Genomic DNA, 26,076 nt, shown 5'->3' on the forward strand with positions numbered 1-26,076 from the left:
AGAGTGAGGAAGAGTGAAATGAAATTACTGATTGATGATGCAAATATTGATGAGATTCGCAGATTATATGATCTGTACCCGATTGATGGAGTGACAACGAATCCATCGATCTGGCGAAGTCAGGCAGACAGCCATATGACGTATTAAAAGAGATCCGAGAGTTTATCGGCGAGGAAGCTGATCTTCACGTGCAGGTGATTGCGAAAGATGCAGAAGGCATGATCGAAGATGCACATCGTATTGTAAAGGAATTGGGACAAAACACATATGTGAAGATTCCTTGTATTCCAGAAGGCTTCAAAGCGATGAAGGCACTTAAGAAAGAGGGCATCCGTACTACAGGAACTGCGATTTACACAGCGATGCAGGCATATCTTGCAGCAAAAAGCGGAGCATCTTACACAGCACCTTATGTGAATCGTATCGATAATATGGGATATAACGGTGTTGGCGTGGCAAAGGAGATTCAGGATATTTTTGAGATTCATGGACTGGACTGTGGTATACTGGCGGCAAGCTTTAAGAATTCACAGCAGGTGTTGGAACTGTGTGAATATGGTATAGAAGCGGCAACCGTTGCACCGTCTGTGATTGATGGATTTGTCAATAACGTAGCAATCACAGCAGCGGTTGATGCATTTGTAAAAGACTTTGAAGGTCTGACCGGCGAGGGTAAGACCATGAAAGACTGCGATCAGTAAAGAGAATAAATCGTCAATAAATGTATTGACAGATACCCCCTGTAGGTATATCATGTGTATATACCCACAGGGGTATATTTGATTGGAGAAAATGTAATGCTTTCATGAAATGATGATGGACAACTTATAATCAGCTGATAAACGAGGGAGAATACTGATATGGAAGAAAAGAAATGTTGTCGTGCCAAGACCACCAGCAGATCAGAGGAACAGAAGAAAAAGCTTCTGAACAGATTAAAGAGGATCGAAGGACAGGTACGAGGACTTCAGACAATGATAGAGAATGATGCATATTGCAATGACATCCTGATCCAGTCATCGGCGGTGAGCGCTGCGATGAACGGATTCAACAGGGAACTTCTGGCTGCACATATTCACAGTTGTGTGGTACGGGATATCCGGGATGGCAAGGATGAAGTAGTGGATGAACTGATCGCCACGATTCAAAAACTGATGAAATAGGTAGCACAAAGAAGACAGGAGGATAGAAATGGAACAGTATACAGTGACGGGTATGAGCTGTGCGGCGTGCAGTACGCGTGTGGAAAAGGCTGTTTCGAAGGTGCCGGGAGTTACATCCTGCTCCGTGAGTCTGTTGACTAATTCCATGGGAGTAGAAGGCACGGCATCCGCGGACAGTATTGTTGCCGCGGTAACGGAAGCCGGTTACGGGGCTTCTCTGAAAGGTGCAGAAGCTGAGAGCAGAAGTGCTTCTGCGGACGAAGACGCATTAAAAGACAGAGAGACACCGGTGCTGAAACGGCGTCTGATCATATCGATCGGATTCCTCGCAGTGCTGATGTATTTCTCTATGGGACATATGATGTGGGGCTGGCCGCTGCCGTCCTGGTTTGAAGGGAATCATGTTGCGATGGGGCTTGTACAGATGATTCTTGCAGGAATCATTATGGTTATTAACCAGAAGTTTTTTGTTAATGGATTTAAAAGCCTGTGGCACAGATCGCCGAACATGGACACACTGGTAGCACTCGGATCAATGGCGTCTTATGTGTGGAGCGTGTTTGCGTTATTCCTGATGACGGATGCAGAAGTGCATGGAGACATGGCGGGCGTGATGAAGTATATGGATGAGTTCTATTTTGAATCAGCAGCTATGATCCTGACACTGATCACAGTGGGTAAGATGCTGGAAGCAAGATCTAAGGGTAAGACGACAGATGCGTTGAAGAGTCTGATGAAGCTGGCACCAAAGACAGCAGTACTGGTGCAGAATGGTGAGGAAGTAACCGTACCGGTCGAACAGGTGAAAAAAGGAGATATTTTCGTGGTTCGTCCGGGTGAAAATATACCCGTAGATGGTATTGTGCTAGAAGGCGCAAGTGCAGTTAATGAGGCAGCGTTGACCGGAGAAAGTATTCCGGTGGATAAGGCAGAAGGTGATCTGGTATCAGCAGCAACGATGAACCAGTCTGGTTATATCCGCTGTGAGGCATCCCGTGTCGGTGAGGATACCACATTGTCACAGATCATCCGTATGGTCAGTGATGCGGCTGCGACCAAGGCACCGATTGCCAAGATCGCGGATAAAGTATCGGGTGTGTTTGTGCCGGTAGTTATTACCGTTGCATGTATTACAACAGTCGTGTGGCTATTACTTGGAAGAGAATTTGCATATGCGCTGGCCAGAGGTATTTCTGTACTGGTAATCAGTTGTCCATGTGCGCTTGGACTGGCTACACCGGTGGCCATCATGGTTGGCAATGGACTGGGAGCAAAGAACGGTATTCTCTTTAAGACAGCGGTATCGTTGGAAGAGACAGGTAAGATGCAGATTGTTGCACTGGATAAGACCGGGACGATTACGGAAGGTGAGCCGGTAGTGACGGATCTGATACCGGTGGAGGGTATCTCCGAGACCGAACTACTGACAGTAGCGTATGCACTGGAGCAGAAGAGTGAGCATCCACTGGCAAAAGCAGTGATCAAGCGCGGTCAGGAGCGGTCAGTAGATAAATTGGAGGTGCAGGACTTTACCGCACTTCCGGGAAATGGTCTGTCAGCTGTACTTGACGGTCAGAGGATCGTCGGCGGAAGCATGACTTTTATCAAAGAGAAGAGCGGTCTTTCAGAGGCAATGCAGGAGATCTGCAATCGTCTGGCGCAGGAAGGTAAGACACCGTTATTATTTACATTAGATGATAAACTGATCGGTGTGATTGCTGTAGCGGATACCATTAAGAAAGACAGCCGTGAAGCAATCCGTCAGCTGAAGAACATGGGAATCCATGTAGTCATGCTGACCGGAGACAATGAGCGTACTGCCCGTGCCATTGGTGCGGAGGCAGGTGTGGATGAAGTAATCGCAGGGGTTCTTCCGGATGGTAAGGAAAGCGTGATCCGTAAGCTGAAGGAGCAGGGGAAGATCGCTATGGTTGGAGACGGTATCAATGATGCGCCGGCACTTACCAGAGCAGATATGGGTATCGCAATCGGTGCCGGAGCGGATGTAGCAATCGATGCTGCAGACGTCGTATTGATGAAGAGCTCGCTGCGTGATGTAGCGGCAGCAATCCGCCTGAGCCGTGCAACGCTCCGCAATATTCATGAGAATCTGTTCTGGGCATTTATTTATAATATTATCGGTATACCGTTGGCAGCGGGGGCATGGGTACACTTTGGACTGACGTTGAATCCGATGTTTGGAGCGGCGGCAATGAGTCTGTCAAGCTTCTGCGTCGTATCCAATGCACTGCGGCTGAACTTCTGCAGGCTGCATGATGCGTCAAGGGATAAAAAGATCAAGTCTGCAATAATTAAAGATACAATAATGAATACCGATTCTCAAGAAGAATCAGAAATGGAATCAGGAAAGGAAGGAACTACTATGACAAAGACAATGAAAATCGAAGGTATGATGTGTGGACACTGTGAGGCAAGAGTGAAGAAGGTATTGGAAGCACTGGCAGAAGTAGACAGCGCAGAAGTCAGCCACGAAGCAGGCACAGCAGTGGTAACACTGAACAGTGATGTGCAGGATGAAGTATTGAAGAAAACAGTAGAAGATCAGGATTACAAAGTAACCTCGATCCAGTAGTATCTGGATGCTATCGGTAAGGAGGAATACATCATGGTAAAAACAACATTACAGATCAACGGTATGGCATGCGGTATGTGCGAATCTCACGTAAATGAAGCAATCCGCAATGCATTTAAAGTGAAAAAAGTGAATTCTTCTCACTCAAAGAATGAGACCGTGATCATCAGCGAAGAGGAACTTCCGGAAGATCAAATCCGCAAAGTTATCGAGCCAACCGGATATGAACTGGTATCCGTATCAAGTGAAGCGTATGTAAAAAAAGGTCTGTTTCACAGATAAATGTGTTGACAAGTCAGACTATGTATGGTAATTTAACAAATAGATAGTATGTAACTTGTGAAAACGAGGCATTAACTATACATAAATTTTAACGGAATTTGTGTAGGGTTAGTGCCTCTTTTTGTACCAAAAAGTGATTATGCAGAACCCTTGTGGATAAATCGAATTGCTTCGTCATGCTTGCATGTAAGAAGCAAGATGACTTATCCGCAGGATGCAGGAAGTCAGGCAGCCTTCACAGATTTCAGTCATCTGAAAGTGAGGAGAAGAAAGAAATGAAAGACAAAATTTTTGGCGTGTTGCAACGAGTAGGGCGCAGTTTTATGCTCCCGATTGCTATCCTTCCGGTGGCAGGACTTCTGTTAGGATTCGGCGGTTCCTTTACGAATGAAACCATGCTGAAGACCTATCATCTGATTGGATTGATGGGACCTGGAACAGTCTTCCATGCGATTTTTGAGGTAATGTCAGAAGCAGGTAATATTGTATTCGCAAATTTACCGATCATATTTGCAATGGGTGTGGCAATTGGTATGGCGAAGAAGGAGAAAGAAGTAGCGGCATTGGCAGCAGCAATCTCATTCTTCATTATGCATGCGTCTATCAGTGCAATGATCAACCTGAATGGTGGTGCCGATAAGATGCTCAGCGGTGCAACGACTGATGTGTGCGGTATAACATCCCTGCAGATGGGCGTATTCGGTGGTATTCTGGTAGGACTTGGAGTAGCAGCTCTCCATAACAAATATTACAAGATCCAGCTTCCACAGGTACTGTCATTCTTTGGTGGTACAAGATTCGTGCCGATTATCTCTGCATTGGTGTATACAGGTGTCGGTATTGTGATGTTCTTTGTATGGCCGGTAATTCAGAGCGGTATCTATGCAGTTGGTAATCTGGTACTTAATTCCGGTTATGCGGGAACCTGGGTATATGGATTCATGGAGCGTCTGCTGATTCCGTTTGGACTTCATCACGTATTCTACCTCCCATTCTGGCAGACAGGACTTGGCGGAACTATGGAAGTCGGCGGTAAGGTTATTGAAGGAGCACAGAACATTTTCTTTGCTCAGTTAGCAGATCCATCTACAACAAGATTTGCAGTATCAGCGACAAGGTTCATGTCCGGTAAATTCCCGCTGATGATCTTTGGCCTTCCGGGAGCAGCACTTGCAATGTATAAAGCAGCAAAACCGGAAAACAAAAAGGCAGTTGGTGGTCTGTTATTATCTGCAGCACTTACATCTATGCTGACAGGTATCACAGAACCTCTGGAATTTACATTCCTCTTTGTGGCACCGGCTCTGTATGGTGTACACTGTGTACTGGCCGGAGCTGCTTATATGTTGATGCATATCTTTAAAGTTGGTGTCGGTATGACATTCTCCGGCGGACTGATCGATATGTTCCTGTTTGGTATTTTACAGGGTAATGCGAAGACCAACTGGATCTGGATCGTAATCGTAGGTGTGGTTTATTTTGTAGTATATTATTTCCTGTTTGGATTCATGATTCGCAAGATGGATCTGAAGACACCGGGAAGAAATGATGATGAAGAAGTGAAACTGTATCGCAGAAGTGATGTAGAAGCCCGCAAGAATGGTGGAGCAGGTGCTTCTGAAAAAGGCGAAAAAGATGATACTATCTCACGTATGATCTGTAAAGGACTTGGCGGTAAGAAGAATATCTCTGATGTAGATTGCTGTATCACGAGACTTCGCTGCACAGTTTATGATCCGTCTCTGGTAAATGAAGAGACACTGAAAGCCAGCGGTGCATCTGGCGTGGTACGTAAGGGCGAAGGTGTTCAGGTTATTTACGGACCGAAAGTTACACTGATCAAGTCTGATCTGGAAGATTATCTGGAGAGATGTGGTAATAATGATGATGAGGACGATGTGGCAACTCATGAAGTAACTCAGGAAGAGACAAAGGCTGTAGAAGAGAAGACAAATGAGAAAAAGCTTGTAAAGAGTATTACAATAGGAAGCCCGATCAAAGGTGTGGCAGCAGATCTGTCAGAAGTGCCGGACGAAGCATTTGCAGAACGCATGATGGGAGACGGCGCAGCAGTTCTTCCGACAGACCCGGTTGTGTGTGCCCCGGAAGATGGAGAAGTACTTTTTATATTTGACACAAAGCACGCAGTAGGATATGCTATGGATAACGGTATTAGCGTATTGATCCACGTGGGTATTGATACAGTAAAACTAGAAGGAAAAGGATTTGAGATATTAACAGAGCAGGGTGCGAAGCTGAAAAAAGGAGACCCGATCATGCGCCTGGATCTGGATTATCTGAAGGAACATGCACCGTCAGTGATGTCACCGATATTGTGTACGGAGCTGACGGACAATCAGAAGATTTCTCTGTTGAAAGAAGGAGAGATTGAAAAGGGAGAACCGCTGTTTGCAGTAAATATTTACGAGTAGACAGGAAGCTCCGGAGAGAATGAGGGCAGAGCGGATGTACAGAATCAGCAAGGTATTGAATCACAATACCATCATCGGAATCCAGGAGGAAGATCACCAGGAATATCTGATCATGGCGAAAGGAATCGGATTTGGGAAGAAGGTTACGGAACGTATAGAGCTTCCGGAAGAAGTATCGATGTATTCGCTGAAGGAGACGACCAAGCGTGGCAGTGCCAGTAAGCTTGCCAGAAGTATTCCGCCGGAATATCTGGAAGTGGCAGACCTGGTGTTGCAGGAAGCTGAGAGAGTCTTTGGGAAGATTGATCAAAGCATATTATTTCCTATGGCAGATCATATTGAATATGCTGTGAAACGTATCCAGTCCGGTGAGGCGATCAGCAATCCGCTGACAGAGGATATCCGCCTGCTGTTTTATTCAGAATATAAAGTGGCACTGACTGTAGTGCCGATTTTAAAGAAAAGAATGGGTATTGATATGGATGAGCATGAAGTGGGATATATTGCGCTTCATGTCCATACAGCAATCGAAAAAGAAGAATTATCCCAGGCAATGCAGATTGCGCAGGCGGTCAGAGACTGTGTGTCTTATGTGGAAAATGCATTGGATAAGAAGCTGAATGTTATGTCTCTGTCGTATAATCGTCTGATGAACCATGTCCGTTATATGGTAGCGAGACAGATGAGCGGCGAAGTACTGAAGCTGGATATGAATGATTATATGGGACAGAAGTTTCCGGAAGAGTTTCAGATGGCAGCACAGATTTGTGAGAAGCTTGGAAAAGATATGCGTTGTCAGTTCTCAAAAGTAGAGATCGGATATCTGGCAATGCATCTGCAGCGAATACTTACGGATGAAGAATTAAATGAATGAGAAGAAAAGGTTGTGCGTGAACAATAGCGTATGACCTTTTCTTTTATCCATGAAAAGTTAAGAAAGTATCAGACTGGTTAATTAAAAGACTAAATTTACTTTTCTACTTTCGTATGCTATTATGATAACAAAAAAATGAACGTATAGTTTATATGAGAGTGGAAGAGGTTGAAAAGATGCTACATACAATTGAATCAGTCAACAGTGTGATTAACGATTTTATCTGGGGAGTTCCTGCAATGATTTGTATCATTGGTGTGGGACTGTATTTGAGTATACGTACCGGATTTCTTCAGATTCGTAAGTTTGGATATGCGATTCAGACAACGATCGGAAGAATGTTTCGTAAAAAGGAGGCATCCGATGGAGCACTGACGCCGTTTCAGGCAGTTTGTACAGCACTTGCAGCAACGGTCGGTACCGGTAATATTGCAGGTGTAGCCGGAGCGATTGCTATCGGCGGACCAGGAGCGGTGTTTTGGATGTGGATATCAGCGATTCTCGGTATGTGTACCAAATTTTTTGAGGTTACGCTGGCAGTACATTTCAGAGAGCGCAATGCAGAGGGAGACCTTGTCGGTGGCCCGATGTACTATATTAAGAACGGACTTGGGAAAAATTGGCGATGGTTGGCGTATCTGTTTGCAGGATTTGGCGTGCTGACGGTATTTGGAACCGGTAATGCCACACAGGTGAATACGATTACGACAGCAATTGATTCTGCACTTTTGAATTATCATGTGATTTCAACAGATACAGTACCTGTAATGAACTGGATTATTGGTATTGCGATTACGTTTCTGGTTGGTTTGATCCTGCTTGGCGGGGTGAAGAGGATTGGACAGGTTACAGAGCGTCTGGTGCCATTTATGGCAGTGCTTTATATTGTGCTTGCACTTGGCGTTGTTGTATTTCATTTTCAGAATATCCCGGCTGTATTTGCTTCAATCTTTGAAGGTGCGTTCCATCCATCAGCAGTGACCGGTGGTGTGATCGGAAGTTTCTTCTTAAGTATGAAGAAAGGTGTATCCAGAGGTATCTTTTCTAATGAGGCAGGTCTTGGTACAGGTTCCATTGCACACGCCTGTGCAGATACCAGGAAGCCTGTAAAGCAGGGACTTTTCGGTATCTTTGAAGTGTTTGCAGACACTATCGTGATCTGTACACTGACAGCATTAGTTATCCTGTGTAGCGGTGTGTCTGTTCCGTATGGTGAAGCAGCAGGAGCGGAGCTTACGATTGCAGGATTCACAGCAACATATGGTAACTGGGTATCTATTTTTACTGCAGTGGCAATGTGCTGTTTCGCATTTTCTACAATTCTCGGATGGGGATTGTATGGGGCAAGATGTATTGAGTTTTTGTTTGACGCAAAGGTAATCAAGCCATTTATGGTGGCATATTCGTTGGTGGCGATTCTTGGTGCTACTGTTGAGTTGGGGCTTTTGTGGAGTATCGCAGAGACATTTAACGGACTGATGGCGATCCCGAACTTGATTGCAGTATTCCTGCTGTCTGGTACGGTAGTGAAGATGACAAAAGAATATTTTGCAGGAGAAGGAAAAGATTCTTAAATAGGGTTCTAGAAAAATTTGCTAAGAAAGAGCTGTGTACAAAAATGGTGCACAGCTTTTTGTTTAGTATCGGATGATTGAATAAATCCATTGTTAATTATCTGGTGAACAGTCAGAAAGTATGTTATTATAACATATAATGTGACAGAAGAGGAGAGCATTATGAGATTATTGGACAAGATAAAAGATCACATTTTATTGATGGATGGTGCAATGGGCACTTATTATAATCAGCAGTATGGTACAGAACTGGAGGCAGAGGAAGCGAATCTTGTGCATCCGGAGGAGATTACTGCAATACATAAGGCATACATTGAGGCAGGAGCAGAGCTGATCAGGACGAATACCTTTGCAGTGAACCATCTGATGTTTCCGAAGCAGGAGGAATGCAAGAGAGCGATTCATGCAGCGATTGCCTGTGCGAGACAGGCGGTAGCAGAATCCAGTCGTGAAGTGGAAATTGCTGCATCGATCGGACCAATCCGCCAGACGGTGACAGAAGATGATGAGAATACGATAAAGGAATATCAGTTCCTTATAAATTCGATGCTGGCAGAAGGCATTCACATTTTTGTATTCGAGACGATGTTGGAATTAAAATGGGTTCAGCCATTATCAGAATATTGTAAGAGTCAGTGTGAAGAGTCCGTCGTGATCGTTCAGTTTTCTTTGAATCCATCCGGATATACCCAGTATGGATTTGGAATGAAAGAGATTATTGATAAGTTGGGTCAGATGGAGACGGTCGATGTCTTTGGATTTAACTGTGGCGTAGGTGCCGCACATCTTCGGAAACTTTTGGAGAAGCAGACATTTCCAAAGGAATGTATGTTAAGTGTGCTTCCGAATGCCGGATATCAGCAGGAGCTCCGCGGCAGAATGCATTATGGAGATGATCCGGAGTATTATGCGAAGCAGATGGAACGCATGATCCCACTGGGAATTAATATTGCAGGTGGATGTTGTGGTACTACACCGGAACATATTGCTGCATTGAAAAAAGTACTTGGTGGACAGGCACCTCAACCAAAAGAGGTTGTAGAGGAAAATGCGGATGGAGAGAGTGTAAGTAATGCAGCACCGACTGATTTTATCAGCAAGTTAGATCGTGGCGAGAAGGTGTTTGTAGTTGAACTGGATGCGCCGTTTGATGCGCAGATGGATAAATTCAGTAAGGGAGTTTATGCATTAAAGGAAAATGGAGTGGATATGATAACGGTATCGGATTCACCATTGGCAAGATCCAGGGCAGATGCAGCACTTTTGGCTGTTTATGCAAAGCGTCTGACAGACATTTCTGTGATGCCGCATGTGGCAATGCGTGACCGCAACCTGATTGGTCTTCGCTCAGAAATATTGGGTGCACATGCGAATGGTATACGCGATTTTCTCGTGATCACGGGAGATCCGGTGGGACCGGATAACCGTGGCAAGATTACCGGTGTATTTGATGTAAACTCTATCCGTTTTATGGAATATCTGCAGCACATGAATGAAGAGATATTCCCGGATCAGCCGGTGTATTATGGCGGTGCGCTTAATTATGCGGGTAATAATATCCGGGCAATTTCCGGCAGAATGCGTAAAAAGATGGAAGCAGGATGTGCATATTTCCTGACACAGCCGATATTCTCAGAGGAAGATGTACAGAGAGTGATCGAGCTGAAAGAGATGACGGGTGCGAAGATTATCTGTGGTCTGATGCCGTTAGTCAGCTACAGAAATGCACTATTTATGAAGAATGAGATGCCGGGCATTCATGTAAATGATGAGATTCTGAACCGATATGATCCAGAAATGAGCCGTGAAGAGGCGGAGGATACAGCAGTAGCGCTTTGCCTGGATATTGCAGAAGCACTGCGTGGGGCTGCAGATGGATTTTATCTGATGACACCATTCCATAGAGTGGGACTGGTGAACCGCATTATCAATGCGATTAAGCAAGGAGAATAAGTTGAAGAAGAATGAACATTTGATCAAAGAAGTCTATCCGGTTCAATTGCCGAGGAGATGGGAATTGAACCGGGCGATGTGCTGCTTCGGATTAATAAGCAGGAAATCGGAGATGTATTTGATTATCGTTACTATATAAAAGATGATTATATCGAAGTACTGATCCGCAAGGCAGATGGAGAAGAATGGCTGCTGGAGATTGATAAGGATTACGATGATGATCTGGGAATTGAGTTTGACAATGGGCTGATGAGCGATTACAGATCTTGTAGTAATAAATGCATTTTCTGCTTTATCGATCAGATGCCCCCGGGTATGCGTGAGACCCTGTATTTTAAAGATGACGATTCCAGACTGTCATTTCTGCAAGGAAACTATATCACGCTTACCAATATGTCGGAGAAAGATGTAGAGCGCATTATTCATATGCAGCTTGCGCCGATCAATATATCGGTGCAGAGTACCAATCCGGAACTTCGCTGTAAGATGCTTCACAATCGGTTTGCAGGTGATAAATTAAAATATTTGGATCAGCTGTATGAAGGACATGTGGAGATGAATGGTCAGATTGTATGCTGTAAGGGCGTTAACGATGGGGATGAACTGAGAAGAAGTATTGAGGATCTGTCAAAGTATCTGCCATTTATGCGGAGTGTGTCGGCCGTTCCGGCAGGTATTACCAAATACCGGGATGGGTTATATCCATTGGAGTTATATACCAAAGAAGAGGCGGGAGCGGTTATTGACCTGATCGAGAGCTATCAGAAGAAGTTCTATGAAGAATACGGACTTCATTTTATTCACGCCAGTGATGAATGGTATATTACCGCAGAACGTGATTTTCCGGAAGAAGAGCGGTATGACGGGTACATTCAGCTGGAAAATGGTGTAGGCATGATGCGTCTCTTTATCGAAGAGTTTGAAGAGGCGGTGAAACATCTGGAAGGAAAGCCAATGGAACGTACGCTGACTATTGCTACCGGTAAGCTGACGTATCCGACGATTTGTCAGTTTGCAGAGCATCTGATGAAGCTATATCCGGGTCTCGTGGTTCATGTATATGCAATCCGCAATGATTTCTTTGGAGAGACGATTACCGTATCCGGTCTGATTACGGGACAGGATCTGGTAACACAACTGTTGGAATATAAAGAACAGGGTGTGGATCTTGGTGAGACACTTCTGATTCCGTCCAACATGTTACGTACAGGCGAAGAAGTGTTCCTGGATGATATGACGGTGCAGCAGGTGGAAAAAGCATTAGAAGTACATCTGACAGCGATCGAACCTGGTGGACAGGACTTTGTAGATGCGATTCTTGATGAAGAATATCAGATGGAGAGAGAAAACGAAGAATTTGTATATGTAAATGCATATGACAGGTAAAAGTGTACAGCATGAAGGAAAGGTTCTGAGAGTTAATGTTCAGAACCTTTTTGTGGTTATTAAAGAATATCATGATGCCAGGGTCAAAAGGTCTAAATCCACATGAGCTCGCTCATAAGTGGATGAAAGACCTTGGGACCCGTCCCAATATGAGTCTAAAAGTGGGATGCAAATCCCACGATATGCGAATAATTGGGAGGATTGTGGGAGTGCATAGCACGGAACAATCCGTAGGCATCATAGTTGGGGGCTTTTGACCCCAACATCATATTACAGATCGGAGAATACCTCCAGACTTCTTTCCAGTATTCCATGCATATGTGCGATAGCTGTTCCGTAATTGGTCATTGGGATGCCTGCATCCTCAGCACATTTCATGCGATATTTCATTTCACGTTCATTTAGCATGCAGCCTCCACAGTGGATGATCAGCTTATACTGGTCAAGTTCCAGTGGAAATTCAGTTCCGCTGGTGAATTCATAAGTGAGGTTCTTTCCGGTGTGCTGTTTCAGCCAGTTCGGCAGCTTTTCCGTACCGATGTCACCGCATTGTCTGTGATGGGTACAGCCTTCAGAGATCAGGACTTTGTCACCGTCTTCCAAAGTATCGATTGCCTGTGCGCCATTTACCAGACTTTTCAGATTGCCCTTATATCTGGCGAAAAGAATGGAGAAAGAAGTCATCGGTATGTCATGAGGTGTGTCTTTGGCAACGCGACCGAATACCTGACTGTCAGTAATGACGAGAGAAGGCTTTCGTCCAAGAGAATCTAAGGTATCTTTTAATTCCGTATCCTGAACAACAATGGATATTGCTCTGGAATCTAGGATATCCCGGATAGTCTGTTGTTGTGGAAGAATCAAACGACCTTTCGGCGCAGCTTTATCTACAGGCACGACTAGCACGATGAAGTCAGACGGATGAATCAGGTCGCCAACGATTCTGCGGTCAGAATCCTGATCCGGGGCGAGACTGGCGATGCGGTCTTTTAATTCTTGAATATGAATTCTTTTCTCAGCACTTACCGGAATAATATGTTCAGAATCAGTCTGACAGACAGCGAGTGCATTTGTCAGAGCATTAAGATCTTCTGTTAGTTCGCATTTGTTCAAGACAACAAGATAAGGAATATTTTTCTTCTGAATCTGCTTTAAAATACGTAGGTCTTCATCCGTAACACCGTAACCGCTGTCGATGATCAGCAGAGCAATATCCGTCTTATTCAGCATCTGATATGCTTTACGGATGCGAAGTGCGCCTAGCTCACCTACATCATCCAGACCTGGGGTATCGATAACAACAACCGGACCAAGCGGCAGTAATTCCATGGACTTTATGACAGGGTCGGTGGTGGTGCCTTCGATATCGGAGACGATTGCCAGATTCTGTCCGGTGATTGCATTGATAATGCTGGATTTCCCGGCGTTCCGTCTTCCAAACAGACCAATATGTATGCGTTCGCCGGATGGCGTATTATTTAAGCTCATAAAAGAATCCTCCTTGAGTAAAATCATGTATAAGATTCAGTTTACGCCTATTCGGAACAATGTGCAATTATTATTCTGTAAATCCTGCCAATCCAAAGGCGGCTGGTCCGCCATGAGTTGTGATAACGCCATTCGCCTGAAGCCATTGAATCTTTTGAAAACCACATTCTTTTGCAGTCTCTTCTGCAATTATCCGTATATCATCGGAGAGACCGACAGTACGGACAAACCACAGAATGCTGCGGTCAAGGTTATAATCCTCTATATAGTCTAAGATCAGCTGTCGGGCAATTTTTTTCATTTTGCCACGGTACTTTTTAGTAGCAACCAGTTTACCGTCCTGGATTTCAATGCATGGATGGATGTGTAGAATACGGCTTCCCAGGCAGACAGCATTACTAACACGGCCGCCTGCTTTCAAAAATTCCAGGTTGTCTGGAAGAAAGCACATTCTGGTGCGGGCAGAGAGTGCTTTTGAAGCAGACACAGCTTCAGAAAGAGTCATGTGCGGATTCTTCTGCAATAATTCGGCAATGGCGATTACGATGGCTGCCTGTCCGATGGATACCTGTTTGGTATCTAACATTGTCACATAATCCCGATCCTCAGATGCGATTACAGCGCTTTGGTAAGAACAGGTGGTGACAGCAGAATAAGCCAGATAAAGAATCTGGGCATTCGGATGCGCGGTGTGGATGGCATCAAATACCAGCATGAAGTCATCCGGAGAACATCCGCTTGTTCTTGGAAGCTTACCGGTTTCTTTATAATAATCACAGATTTTCTGAACCGGGAAAGAACCGTCATCCATAGTATGGCTGTCAAAGGTAACGTGCATCGGTACTAAAGTAATATTGTATTTAGCGGCTAATTCCGGTGTTATGTCAGAACCGGTCTCAGCGACGATTATAATAGGATTCATGAGAATCTCCTTTCACATAGCTGTAATATTTAGAAACTAGAAACATTATAAGTGGTAACTGATACTACGTCAATAGATTTGATGATCAAAATAATTGAATGACAAATTAATTGTAATTATTGCATCATTTGACAAATGAAAGCGCATTAGGTATCATGAAAATATTATGGAATTAGATATGAGATGAAAGGATGAAAAGTATGGAAACATTTGATCTGATTATTACAATCGGTTGTCTGATCGTTGGATTTATGATGCTGACAGGAAGAGGAGATGTCCTTTTGAATGATAAGGATGCTGCTCAGCGGAATAAGCTGTATGATATGAAGAAGGCACAGAAAGGATATGGAGTTGCTTTTATTGTGATCGGTGCAGCATCTGCTGTCAGCATGCGTGTGAAGACACAGATGGGATTTGTGATTTATCTGGTTGTTGTAATCGTATCTCTGGCAGCCAGTGTTGTATATATGAAGAAGTGCTGTAAAAAGTAATATGAGTGGATGTGTATTGTGTCCGCGTCACTGCATGGTGATGCGGGATAATGGAGAAAAAGGATTCTGCCGGGAGACGAATCATCTGCGTGTGGCGAGAGCTGCCTTACATATGTGGGAAGAACCCTGCATCTCCGGAGAAGAAGGATCGGGGACAGTATTTTTTACAGGTTGTAATCTCAGATGTGTGTACTGTCAGAATTATGATCTGTCAAGAAGCGTAACGGGGAAAGAGATTACTATATCAAGGCTTGCAGAGATATTTTTGGAATTGCAGCAAAAGGGGGCAAATAATATCAATCTGGTGACGCCGACACATTTTGTACCGCAGATTATCGAGGCATTGAAATGTGCCAAAGTTCAGGGATTACATCTGCCTGTTATATACAATACCGGAGGATACGAGTCAGAAGAGACGCTTGCTATGCTGGATGGATGGGTCGATGCTTATCTGCCGGATTTTAAATACTGGGATAGTGAGCAGGCATTGCGGTATTCCAGGGCAGAGGATTATCCGGAGACTGTGAAAAAAGCAATTCGTGAGATGTACCGGCAGACCGGTGCATGCAGATTTGATATGGACGGAAAGATTCAGAAGGGTGTGATCGTACGCCATCTGTTGCTTCCGGGAGAACTTAAGGCGGCGAAAAGGATTGTGCAGTATCTCTATGAGACGTACGGCGATTCTGTCTATATGAGCCTGATGAATCAGTATACGCCGTTAGAGACTCTGGATACTGTGAGGTATCCGGAACTTGGAAGAAAAGTAACGGAAAAGGAATACGATGCGCTTGTAGATTATGCCATAGATCTGGGTGTGGAATGTGCGTATATCCAGGAAGGAGATACGGCAGAAGAGAGCTTCATCCCGCCATTTACGCTGGAAGGTGTATAAGGTCATGAAAAAAAGGAAGATATCACAGTGAAAACGGTGATGTCTTCCTTTTTTGATTATAATCGTTTTTACAGAATGCCCAAAGACTGCAGTAATAAGAAGAACAGCAAAATCGGGGTTACGTATTTTACCATAACGATGTACAGTCCTTTACGGCTGAACTTGGCACCGCTCTTGGTAACTTCGTTGATAATAGTATCCGTTCCCAGTACCCATCCGACCATAATGCAGGTTGAAATTGCAACGATCGGCATCATGATCATGTTGCTGAGGTAATCCAGTACATCCAGAACCTGGGCTACAGATCCGTTCGGTAGCGGAAGTTCAAAGTAGAATACGTTGTAACCAAGGCATACGATGATACCTACGACAATTGCGTAGATCAGTGACAGGGCTACACTTTTATTACGGGAAATCTTCCATTTATCCATCAGACCGGATACGATTGCTTCCATGACGGATACAGATGATGTGATCGCGGCAAAGGTAACGGTTACAAAGAACAGGATACCGATTGCGATTCCTGCTTTACCCATAGCAGCAAATACCTTTGGCAGGGATACAAACATCAGTCCCGGTCCGGCCGACATACCTTCGATACCGGAGAAAGTGTAGATTGCCGGAATAATCATCAGTCCTGCAAGGAGGGCAACCAGTGTATCAAAGAATTCAATCTGATTAATAGATGACATCAGGTTAACATCGTCTTTTACATAAGAACCGTAGGTGATCATGATACCCATGGCAACACTGATGGAGAAGAACAACTGTCCGATAGCATCCATCAGAAGCAGGAAAAATCCTTTGATTGTCATACCTTCAAAGTTCGGTATCAGATAAATCTTAAGTCCTTCTAATCCGGTACGTGTGATACCATCTGCATCGGTGTTATGCAGTGTCAGTGAGAAGAAAGAAATACCGATGATCAGTATGACCAGGATTGGCATCAAAATACGGCTGTATTTCTCAATACCTTTGTTAACACCACTGATTACAACAAATGCGGTCAATCCCATGTAAATGATCATCCAGATGATCGGTGACCACTGGCTGGTAATATGACCGGTAAAATAGCCGTCGGCTGCAGCATTTACACCGTCTCCGGTGAGGAATGCGAACAGATACTTGAGTACCCACCCACCGATGGTGCAGTAGTAAGGCAGAATGATGACAGGCACCATCCATGCAAGGAATCCGGTCGGTGCGAACTTTTTATTCAGCATGCCGTAAGCGGTAAGCGGTCCCTGTTTGGTCTTGCGTCCCATGGAAATCTCCGTGATAAGCAGGGTAAAACCAAAGGTCAGTGCAAGAATGATGTATACGAAGATAAAGGTACCTCCTCCATTCTTAGCTGCCAGATAAGGAAAACGCCAAATGTTTCCAAGACCTACAGCACTTCCGGCTGCGGCCATAACAAAGCCCAGCGAGCCGGTAAAGTTGCCACGCTTATGATGATGTGAATTGTTACTCATAAATAAACCCTCTCTTCCTTAATATGCGATATAAATATACAATACACGTATTTATCTACTATAAAGGAAGAGAGGGTTCTGCGCAATAAAAAAATACAATTTAGTTTATTTGCATCAATGATTCATAAAATAGTTCAAGTTCTGAGGCGTTCATCAGCACTGGAACCGGGTATAATGGGTTGGCCTCCTTGTCTGCGTACCTGGCAAGACGAGCTATGTCTTCCCGTTTAATCTCCGGGATTGTGTCAGGAATGTCAAACCGGTGTTTCATATCTTTGATGGCGCTTATGAAACGTTCAGCAGCTTCAGCGTCTGACATTTTTTTGTCGGCGATGCCGGCGGCAATGGCAAGTTTATGTAATTTTTTGTGAATGCATTTACCATAAGATTCCAGTATCATTGGCAGGATTATTGCATTGGCCAGCCCATGAGGAACATTGTATTCACCGCCCAGAGAATGGGCAACAGCATGGACATAGCCTACGTAGGATTTGGTAAATGCACAGCCGGCATAGAATGATGCGTGAAGCATATCACGACGTGCATTGACGTTTCTGCCATCAGCGTAGACTGTATCAATATTTTCAAAGATCAGTTGTACAGCGTGCAACGCATCCCGCCTGGTGTGATAAGTAGTGGAACGCCCAATATATGCTTCCACGGCATGAGTCAGAGCATCCATTCCGGTTGTTGCTGTAATTGACGGTGGAAGGCTTAAAGTCACTTTCGGATCTAATACGGCATACTTTGGAATCAATGGAAAGTCGTTGATCGCATATTTGTGCCGCGTCTCGGCATCGGTGATGACAGCGGCAAGGGTTGTCTCACTTCCGGTTCCGGCAGTCGTTGGAATGGCAATGAGCAACGGAAGTTTTTTGCGTACTTTCAAGATGCCTTTCATCTGCGCCAGTGTTTTTTTCGGACGGGCGATACAGGCGCCAACAGCCTTGGCACAGTCCATGCTGGATCCCCCGCCGAAACCGATGATTGCATCACATGCATGATCGCGGTACAGTTCCAGAGCTTCTGCCACATTAATTGTAGTAGGATTTGCAACGGTTCCGTCATAAATGACAAATGGAATAGCGGCACGTTCTAATGTATGTTCCAGGCGTTTGGTCAGTCCCAGGCTCCGAATGGAGGAGTCAGTAACGATCAGTACACAGGAGCAATGATTGCCGCGGATCACATCCGGAAGTTCCCGGACACTGCCTACAATCTGCGGTTTGCGATAAGGAAGTACTGGCAGTGCCAGACGGAATGCTGTCTGAAATACGCGGCAGTATATCTTTTTGAATATATTCATGAGTTTTCTTGTCCTTTCTCTTCGAGTACAGAGATCAATTGTTCCAGATTATCGGAAATGTGATAGAGTACCCGGTAAAATGTCTTAGTTTCTTCCATAGTAAGCCCATTGCGTCCGGCATCTACTGCCTGGCGGATCAGTTCAGAGACCTGACCCGCGTAGGCACGTCCCTTGTCAGTAAGTACAGCTTTTGCCCGGTATTTTCTGCCTTCCTGAGGACCTGTCTGTTGGTAGGTGATCATTTCAAAGCTTTCCAGCTCCGACAGAATGCGGGAAATCGCAGCCTTGTCTTCCCGGCAGCGAATGCACAGCTCTGCGGCGGTCAGACCATCCGGCGTAGTATATAAATAGTAGATACACATGGCATGGACACCCTTCAGACCGATTTCGCTCATGGAGAGTTTCTTGATTTTCTGTATGCTTTTATAGACGCTGGTTATACCTCCGGTCAGCAGTTCAAAACTATCGGTCATAATAATTCCTCATTTCGTATTAAAAATAGTTGATTTATCAACAACTATCTGCTATAGTAGCATAGTCATGTTGATATTTCAACATCTATTTTGAGAGAAACTTTGAATGAGATTAATATTCATATTCAAGTCGAACGTCCGTGAGACTTGGCGCGTGATTCTGATCAGCGAAGCTGACATATTCCTATCAGAATCACTGCGCATCCTCGCGGAGCGTTTATCTCAGTCAGAGATTGGACTCCCACTGAGACAAATTTGCTATTACTCACCACCTGAAAAGGTGGGAGTCTTCTCGACTGAGAAAAAAACAGATTAAGAAAAGAGGATGATTATGGCAGTTCAGATTATTGTAGATTCTACGGCTGATTTTTCAGCGAAAGAAATTGAGAAGAGACAGATTACCTGTATTCCGATGACTGTAACATTCGGAAATGAGCAGTATATCGATGGAGTAGATCTTACGAAAGAAGAATTTTTTGTGAAACTGATAAATGAAAAGGAATTTCCTAAGACATCACAGCCGTCTCCGGCAAAGTTTGCAGATTGTTTTGAAGAGGCAAAAGAGAATGGAGATGACGTTGTAGCAATTCTGGTTTCCGGTGCGCTCAGTGGTACGGTGCAGAGTGCCACAATCGCGAAAGATATAGCAGAGCATGATGGCGTATATATTGTAGACAGCAAGTCAGCCACACTTGGAATCCGGCTGTTAGTAGACCGTGCAGTCAGAATGCGTGATCAGGGAAAGAGTGCAAAAGAGATTGCAGAAGCGTTGGATGAGTTAAAAGCGAGAGTACGTCTTTTTGCAGGACTGGATACGCTGGAATATCTGCAGAAAGGCGGTCGGATTTCTAAGACAGCAGCAAGTATCGGAAGACTGGCGGGTATCAAACCAATCATAAGCATTGATGAAGAAGGAAAGGTAGCAGTATGCGGAAAACAGCGTGGTAATAAAAATGTGTTCCGCCAGATTATAAAATATGTCGAGGCTGATATGCCGGATGAGAATTATTCGGTATATTTTCTGTATTCAGCGGACAAGAAGAACTGTATTTCATTTATCCAGACATTGCAGAAAAATGGGTTGGATTTTGGTAAGATCAAGACCAGAGAGATCGGACCGACGATTGGCAGCCATATCGGACCGGGAGCATTCGGAATTGTATATGTTGCGAATAAATAATAGAAAAATGTTAGAAATTCTTGCGAGGAATCACAAATCTGTGGTTCCTTTTTTCGTTTGTATTTCCGATGATTTTGTGGCAACCGGATACTAAAAATGTTATTGTAATAGGTAGGAGGAAAAGACAATGCTTACAATAGGAACACATATGTCGATTGCCGGAGGGATTGCGAAGACTGCTGAAAATGTGGTGAAGATGGAAGCGAATACCATGCAGATCTTTAGTCGTAATCCGAGGGGATCAAATTATAAAACATATACATCAGAAGAGATAGAAAAGTTTCAGAGTATAAGAATGGAACATCACTTTGGACCAATTCTTGCCCATGCGCCATATACTATGAATCTGGCAAGCGCAACGGAGAAAACTTATGAATTTGCCAGTATGGTAATCAGAGAGGATATTCAACGCATGGATGAACTGGGGATTGAGAATCTGGTGTTTCATCCGGGAAGCCATACGGGGATTGGTACAGATGCCGGAATTCAGAATATTATCCGGGGACTGGATCAGGCAGTGACGGCAGACCAGAATATTCACGTGCTTCTGGAAACTATGAGTGGAAAAGGTACAGAGATTGGTGTGACATTTGAGGAATTGAAAGCAATCCGTGATGGAGTAAAGTATCCGGAAAAGATTGGAATCTGTCTGGATACCTGTCATGTATTTGCGGCCGGATATGATATTGTAAATGATCTGGAAGGTGTGCTGGAGAAATTTGACCAGGTGCTCGGACTGGATCTTTTACGTGCCGTTCATCTGAATGATAGCATGATGCCGTTTGGTTCTCGTAAGGATCGCCATGCACCGATCGGAGAAGGTGAGATTGGCATGGAGTCATTGTTGAATGTCTTAAGGCATCCCAGACTTCGTGATCTGCCATTTTACTTGGAAACTCCGTTTGACGATGCCGGTCATAAGAAAGAAATTGCCATGATACGGAAACGACTAGAAGAAAGATAGAGCAGGAGAGCATTATGCAGAAATATTCAGAAGATTTGACCTTAAAGAAGATTGCCGTGATCCGTACAGACTTTCCGGAAAAATTCGGTTTGCCAAGGCAAAGCGGCCTGGCAGAGACCAGAGGCAAGATTGTTTTTGAACCGGAATATCGTTCAAAGGAGGCACTGCGTGGACTGGAAGATTACAGTCATCTGTGGCTGCTCTGGGGATTTTCGGAAGTGAAGCAGAAGAACTGGCACGCGACGGTGCGTCCACCGAGACTGGGAGGAAATACTCGTATGGGTGTATTTGCCACAAGATCTCCGTTTCGACCAAATCCAATCGGTTTGTCCTGCGTTCGTCTGGTGGAAATCTGTGATACGGAAAAAGAAGGAAGCGTATTACTTGTAGAGGGGGTGGATATGATGGATGGCACACCAATTTATGATGTGAAGCCATATCTTCCTTATGTGGATTGTAAGGTGGATGCCGCAGGTGGATTTGCGGAGCAGCACAAAAATGATGGATTAACGGTAATATTTGACGGAGATCTGGAAATGCGCGTGCCGGAAGAACAAAGGGCAGTGCTGAGGCAGATTCTTGCGCAGGATCCAAGACCGTCTTATCAGGAAGATCCGGAGCGTATCTATGGTATGGATTATGCAGGCATGCGGATCCGTTTTCGGGTAGCGGATGGATGTCTGCGCGTGTGCAGTGTGCAATAGAGAGTGTAGGGAGAATAATGAGAAAAAAGCGTGAAATGCAGATATTACTGATAATGTTGTTGACAGTTGCATTGATATGTGGCTGTAGTACAAAAGAAGAGCAGAATAACGAGCAAAAAGTCGAGGGCGTGGAGATAGAAGAAGATACGGATACTTACAGATTTGTGGATGTGCTTGGGAATGAATACGAAGCTGAGCTGCTGGATATTCCGCTGATCACACAGAATCTGACGAGGATCGAAGATCAGGATGGCAAGAAATTCTATCTGAATGAGGATGGAGAGATAGCGTCCAGATTAGGAATTGATGTATCAGAGTATCAACCGGAAGTGGACTGGCAGCAGGTGAAAGATTATGGCGTAGATTTTGTGATCGTGCGCCTGGGATATCGTGGATATGGAGAAGCGGGGAAACTGGTGGAGGACAGTATGTTCCGGAGCCATGTGGAAGGTGCACTGGCAGCGGGACTGGATGTGGGTGTGTATTTCTTCTCACAGGCTGTTGATAAAGAGGAAGCAGAAGAAGAGGCGCAGTTTGTATTGGAGCGGATTCGGGATTACGACATCAAAGGTCCGGTGGTATATGATACAGAAGAGATTAAGAATGACACGGCAAGAACGGATGATCTGGACGGCAAAGCATTTACCGATCATTGTATTACATTCTGCGATGCGGTGAAAGTGGCAGGTTATGAGACGATGATCTATGCTAATATGAAATGGATGGCATTTACATTGGATCTTACGAGGCTTACTGACTACGAGAAATGGTATGCAGATTACGAACCACTTCCGCAGTGTCCGTATGAAATCTCCATGTGGCAGTACACAGAGACCGGACAGGTGCCCGGGATCGATGGAAATGTGGACATGAACCTCTGGTTTTTGTAGATGATTTTATGAAATGTAGCTAAATATATGCAGGGTGTATTTACACATTTGTAAAGAATATGTTACTATTAAAACAGTTTGCGTATATGTATGAAAAGGTGGAAGAGCATATGAAATGGAATAAATTTAGAATTAAAACAACGACAGAAGCAGAGGATATTGTCTGCAGCAGTCTGATGGATCTGGGAATCCAGGGTGTGGAAGTGGAAGACAAGATTCCGCTTACCCAGAGAGAGAAGGAGCAGATGTTCGTGGACATCCTGCCGGAGATTGATGTGGATGACGGCGTGGCTTATATCAGCTTCTATCTGGAAGAGGATGAGGACAAGGAGAAGATGCTTCAGGCAGTCCGTGAGGAACTGAAAGAGATTGGTACCTATGTGAATGTCGGAAGTATGGAGATCGAAGAGTCTCAGACGGAAGATGTAGACTGGGTAAATAACTGGAAGCAGTATTTCCATCAGTTTACCATTGATGATGTACTGATCATCCCTTCTTGGGAAGATGTACAGCCGGAGGATGAGGATAAGATGATCATTCATATCGATCCGGGTACAGCATTTGGTACAGGTATGCATGAGACGACACAGCTCTGCATCCGTCAGATAAAAAAATACGTAACAGAAGATACAGAGATTCTGGATGTAGGATGCGGAAGTGGTATTCTTGGTATGCTGGCATTGAAGTTTGGGGCGAAGCATTCAACAGGTACAGACCTGGATCCGTGTGCAATCGATGCGACACATGAGAATATGGACGTAAATGGAATCAGCCGTGACCAGTACCGTGTTATGATCGGTAATATTATCGATGACAAAGAGGTACAGGATCAGGTTGGATATGACCGTTATGATATCGTGGTTGCTAATATCCTTGCAGATGTATTGGTTCCACTGACTCCGGTTATCCTGAATCATCTGAAGACTGGTGGGATTTATATTACAAGCGGTATTATCGAAGAGAAGGAAGAGACTGTGGTAGAAGCAGTGAAGGCAGCAGGTCTTGAAGTACTGGAAGTAAACCATCAGGGTGAATGGGTATCAGTAACCGCCAGAAAGAATTAATCATATAGGCGGAGAGCAGGAGGAAGTCATGCAGCAGTTTTTTGTGACAGCGGATCAGGTACAGGAAAATCAGATTTACATAGAAGGAACTGACGTTAACCATATGAAGAATGTGCTTCGGATGCGTCCGGGTGAGAAGCTTGGCATCAGTGATGGTAATAATCGCCATTATATCTGTCAGGTGGAAAAATACGAGGATGCACAGGCAGTTCTCACGATTCTGGAGGAGGAGAGTGTAGATACGGAATTGCCGTCTAAGATCTATCTGTTCCAGGGTCTGCCAAAGGGGGACAAGATGGAACTGATCGTGCAGAAAGCAGTAGAACTTGGTGTATATAAGATCGTTCCGGTAGCGATGAAGCGCTGTGTTGTACGTCTGGATGATAAGAAAGCAGCGAAAAAGGTAGAGCGCTGGGGCGAGATTGCGAGAAGTGCAGCGAAGCAGTCAGGAAGAGGTATTGTACCGAAGGTCGGAGGCTTATTGAAATACGATGAAGCACTGATGCTATCCAAAGAGCTGGATGTAGTCATGATTCCTTATGAACTGGCAGAAGGTATGGAACAGACGAAACAGATCATGGAATCCGTGAAACCGGGACAGTCAGTAGGCATCTTTATCGGACCGGAAGGCGGTTTTGAAAAAGAGGAAGTAGAGCAGGCAAAAGAGGCAGGTGTAAGTGAGATTACACTTGGCAAACGCATCCTTCGGACAGAGACCGCCGGGCTTACTGCATTATCGATCCTGATGTACCATTTAGAAAAGTAATCATATTTTATATAGTAGAAGATTATATGGAAAGGAACAGATCATGAAAGTATATCTGGATAATTCGGGTACTACCAAAGCGTATGATGAAGTTGGCGATCTTGTACGCAAAGTGTTGTGTGAAGATTTCGGTAATCCATCTTCCATGCATTACCGTGGAGTGGAATCGGAACAATATATAAAAGAAGCAAAAGATACGTTAGCGAAGATTCTGAAAGTACAGCAAAAAGAGATTTTCTTTACTTCAGGAGGAACAGAGAGTGATAACTGGGCGCTGATTGGGGCTGCAAGAGCTAACAAACGAGCAGGAAAGCATCTGATTGCGTCGTCTATAGAACACCCGGCGATTCTTAATACACTGCGTTTTCTGGAAGAGGAGGAAGGATATCGTGTGACTTATCTTCCGGTGGATGCTTACGGAAGAGTGAAGCTGGATGCATTGCAGGAGGCATTGTGTCCGGAGACCATCCTGGTATCTATTATGTATGTGAATAACGAAGTTGGATCTGTACAGCCGATCCAGGAAGCAGCAAGTATTATAAAGGCTTATAATAAAGATATTCTGTTCCATGTGGATGCAGTACAGGGATTTGGAAAATACCGCATTTATCCGAAAAAGTTAAAAGTCGATATGCTTTCGGTCAGTGGTCATAAGATCCATGGCCCGAAAGGTGTGGGCTTCTTGTACATTGATGAGCATGTGAAGATTCGTCCGATTATATACGGCGGAGGACAGCAGAAGAATATGCGCTCCGGTACAGACAATGTCCCGGGAATCGCAGGCATGGCGCTGGCGGCATCCATGTGCTACGATCATCTGGAAGAAAAGGTGGAGTATATGCGTCAGATAAAGTCGCATTTTGTAGAAGAAGTACTGAAGCTTCCTGATACAGTCGTTCATGGCCTCTATGATGAGACCAGTGCACCACATATTATCAGTGTAGGATTTGCAGGCGTAAGAAGTGAAGTGCTTCTGCATGCACTGGAAGACAAAGGTATCTGCGTATCCGCGGGCTCTGCGTGTGCATCAAACCATCCTGCTATCAGCGGAGTGCTGAAAGGAATTGGTGCGAAGAAAGAATATCTGGATGCGACGATCCGCTTCAGTATGTCAGAGATGACGACGGAAGAAGAGATGGACTATACACTTCAGGCACTGCAGGAACTGGTGCCGATGCTTAGAAGATATACGAGACATTAAGAG

The 26,076-nt window shown here is 44.6% G+C and carries 23 protein-coding genes and 1 pseudogene; 19 read left to right on the forward strand and 5 right to left on the reverse strand.

All coding sequences use genetic code 11. The features are described 5' to 3' along the window. The first annotated feature begins 18 nt into the window (after positions 1-18). The 10 genes and pseudogenes from DXA18_RS16425 to DXA18_RS01020 all read left to right on the forward strand — a co-directional run bounded on the left by DXA18_RS16425 (position 19) and on the right by DXA18_RS01020 (position 12,257). Positions 19-147: a transaldolase family protein gene (locus DXA18_RS16425; protein WP_330424334.1), complete on the forward strand. Its 129-nt coding sequence runs from the start codon at positions 19-21 to the stop codon at positions 145-147. 41 nt (positions 148-188) lie between these two features. Beyond that, positions 189-701, forward strand: a complete 513-nt coding sequence (locus tag DXA18_RS00980; RefSeq protein ID WP_330424335.1) for a transaldolase family protein — start codon at positions 189-191, stop codon at positions 699-701. Between the two features lie 159 nt (positions 702-860). Further along, positions 861-1,163, forward strand: coding sequence for a metal-sensing transcriptional repressor (locus DXA18_RS00985; RefSeq protein ID WP_118382291.1), 303 nt, complete (start codon positions 861-863; stop codon positions 1,161-1,163). Between the two features lie 28 nt (positions 1,164-1,191). Then, positions 1,192-3,756, forward strand: a complete 2,565-nt coding sequence (locus DXA18_RS00990; RefSeq protein ID WP_118382292.1) for a heavy metal translocating P-type ATPase — start codon at positions 1,192-1,194, stop codon at positions 3,754-3,756. Between the two features lie 33 nt (positions 3,757-3,789). Beyond that, the gene (locus DXA18_RS00995; protein ID WP_118382293.1) at positions 3,790-4,038 is read left to right on the forward strand and encodes a heavy-metal-associated domain-containing protein; all 249 of its coding nucleotides are present in this window, start codon (positions 3,790-3,792) and stop codon (positions 4,036-4,038) included. 275 nt (positions 4,039-4,313) lie between these two features. Continuing rightward, positions 4,314-6,470 carry a PTS transporter subunit IIABC gene (locus tag DXA18_RS01000; protein WP_118382294.1) on the forward strand — a complete coding sequence of 719 codons (2,157 nt, stop codon included), beginning with the start codon at positions 4,314-4,316 and terminating at the stop codon, positions 6,468-6,470. Between the two features lie 34 nt (positions 6,471-6,504). Then, positions 6,505-7,344, forward strand: coding sequence for a PRD domain-containing protein (locus DXA18_RS01005; RefSeq protein WP_118382386.1), 840 nt, complete (start codon positions 6,505-6,507; stop codon positions 7,342-7,344). Between the two features lie 176 nt (positions 7,345-7,520). After that, the gene (locus DXA18_RS01010) at positions 7,521-8,918 is read left to right on the forward strand and encodes an alanine/glycine:cation symporter family protein (RefSeq protein WP_118382295.1); all 1,398 of its coding nucleotides are present in this window, start codon (positions 7,521-7,523) and stop codon (positions 8,916-8,918) included. A 162-nt stretch (positions 8,919-9,080) separates the two neighbouring features. After that, positions 9,081-10,871, forward strand: coding sequence for a bifunctional homocysteine S-methyltransferase/methylenetetrahydrofolate reductase (locus DXA18_RS01015; RefSeq protein ID WP_118382296.1), 1,791 nt, complete (start codon positions 9,081-9,083; stop codon positions 10,869-10,871). Further along, positions 10,849-12,257: pseudogene (locus tag DXA18_RS01020) on the forward strand (DUF512 domain-containing protein). Before DXA18_RS01015 ends, DXA18_RS01020 begins: the two are co-directional and overlap by 23 nt. A 270-nt stretch (positions 12,258-12,527) precedes the next feature. Here DXA18_RS01020 and hydF read toward each other — a convergent pair. Together hydF and DXA18_RS01030 are read right to left on the reverse strand one after the other, a co-directional pair. After that, positions 12,528-13,745 carry a [FeFe] hydrogenase H-cluster maturation GTPase HydF gene (gene hydF, locus DXA18_RS01025; protein WP_118382297.1) on the reverse strand — a complete coding sequence of 406 codons (1,218 nt, stop codon included), beginning with the start codon at positions 13,743-13,745 and terminating at the stop codon, positions 12,528-12,530. 70 nt (positions 13,746-13,815) lie between these two features. Continuing rightward, the gene (locus tag DXA18_RS01030; RefSeq protein ID WP_118382298.1) at positions 13,816-14,667 is read right to left on the reverse strand and encodes a DegV family protein; all 852 of its coding nucleotides are present in this window, start codon (positions 14,665-14,667) and stop codon (positions 13,816-13,818) included. 200 nt (positions 14,668-14,867) lie between these two features. Between DXA18_RS01030 and DXA18_RS01035 the strand changes: the two genes are divergently transcribed. Both DXA18_RS01035 and DXA18_RS01040 read left to right on the forward strand, forming a co-directional pair. After that, positions 14,868-15,158, forward strand: a complete 291-nt coding sequence (locus DXA18_RS01035; RefSeq protein ID WP_158567067.1) for a DUF3784 domain-containing protein — start codon at positions 14,868-14,870, stop codon at positions 15,156-15,158. Between the two features lies 1 nt (position 15,159). Then, positions 15,160-16,053: a radical SAM protein gene (locus tag DXA18_RS01040; RefSeq protein WP_118382300.1), complete on the forward strand. Its 894-nt coding sequence runs from the start codon at positions 15,160-15,162 to the stop codon at positions 16,051-16,053. A gap of 68 nt (positions 16,054-16,121) precedes the next feature. Here the strand turns inward: DXA18_RS01040 and DXA18_RS01045 are convergent, their stop codons facing one another. From DXA18_RS01045 to DXA18_RS01055, 3 genes are all read right to left on the reverse strand, one after another. Continuing rightward, positions 16,122-17,525, reverse strand: coding sequence for a sodium-dependent transporter (locus DXA18_RS01045; protein WP_118382301.1), 1,404 nt, complete (start codon positions 17,523-17,525; stop codon positions 16,122-16,124). A 100-nt stretch (positions 17,526-17,625) separates the two neighbouring features. Beyond that, positions 17,626-18,831, reverse strand: a complete 1,206-nt coding sequence (locus tag DXA18_RS01050; protein ID WP_118382302.1) for an iron-containing alcohol dehydrogenase — start codon at positions 18,829-18,831, stop codon at positions 17,626-17,628. Beyond that, positions 18,828-19,304, reverse strand: a complete 477-nt coding sequence (locus DXA18_RS01055; RefSeq protein WP_118382303.1) for a MarR family winged helix-turn-helix transcriptional regulator — start codon at positions 19,302-19,304, stop codon at positions 18,828-18,830. The genes DXA18_RS01050 and DXA18_RS01055 overlap by 4 nt, the downstream gene beginning before the upstream one ends. A 331-nt stretch (positions 19,305-19,635) precedes the next feature. Here DXA18_RS01055 and DXA18_RS01060 point away from each other — a divergent pair, with 331 nt between their 5' ends. From DXA18_RS01060 to DXA18_RS01090, 7 genes are all read left to right on the forward strand, one after another. Beyond that, positions 19,636-20,484 (forward strand): DegV family protein, encoded by an 849-nt coding sequence (locus DXA18_RS01060; protein WP_158567068.1) that lies wholly within the window; start codon positions 19,636-19,638, stop codon positions 20,482-20,484. Positions 20,485-20,611: 127 nt separating this feature from the next. Continuing rightward, on the forward strand, positions 20,612-21,448 hold the full coding sequence (locus tag DXA18_RS01065) for a deoxyribonuclease IV (protein ID WP_118382305.1): 837 nt from the start codon (positions 20,612-20,614) through the stop codon (positions 21,446-21,448). Between the two features lie 14 nt (positions 21,449-21,462). Next, positions 21,463-22,152: a tRNA (N6-threonylcarbamoyladenosine(37)-N6)-methyltransferase TrmO gene (tsaA, locus tag DXA18_RS01070; protein WP_118382306.1), complete on the forward strand. Its 690-nt coding sequence runs from the start codon at positions 21,463-21,465 to the stop codon at positions 22,150-22,152. 17 nt (positions 22,153-22,169) lie between these two features. Then, complete coding sequence (locus DXA18_RS01075) at positions 22,170-23,042, forward strand: glycoside hydrolase family 25 protein (protein WP_118382307.1); 873 nt, start codon at positions 22,170-22,172, stop codon at positions 23,040-23,042. Positions 23,043-23,152: 110 nt separating this feature from the next. Further along, the gene (prmA, locus tag DXA18_RS01080) at positions 23,153-24,106 is read left to right on the forward strand and encodes a 50S ribosomal protein L11 methyltransferase (RefSeq protein ID WP_118382308.1); all 954 of its coding nucleotides are present in this window, start codon (positions 23,153-23,155) and stop codon (positions 24,104-24,106) included. Positions 24,107-24,134: 28 nt separating this feature from the next. After that, positions 24,135-24,872 carry a 16S rRNA (uracil(1498)-N(3))-methyltransferase gene (locus DXA18_RS01085; RefSeq protein ID WP_118382309.1) on the forward strand — a complete coding sequence of 246 codons (738 nt, stop codon included), beginning with the start codon at positions 24,135-24,137 and terminating at the stop codon, positions 24,870-24,872. Positions 24,873-24,915: 43 nt separating this feature from the next. Continuing rightward, on the forward strand, positions 24,916-26,073 hold the full coding sequence (locus DXA18_RS01090; RefSeq protein WP_118382310.1) for a cysteine desulfurase family protein: 1,158 nt from the start codon (positions 24,916-24,918) through the stop codon (positions 26,071-26,073). Positions 26,074-26,076 lie beyond the last annotated feature (3 nt).

Source organism: Dorea sp. AM58-8 (assembly GCF_003464045.1).
In the GTDB taxonomy this organism is placed as follows: Bacteria; Bacillota; Clostridia; order Lachnospirales; family Lachnospiraceae; genus Claveliimonas; species Claveliimonas ammoniilytica.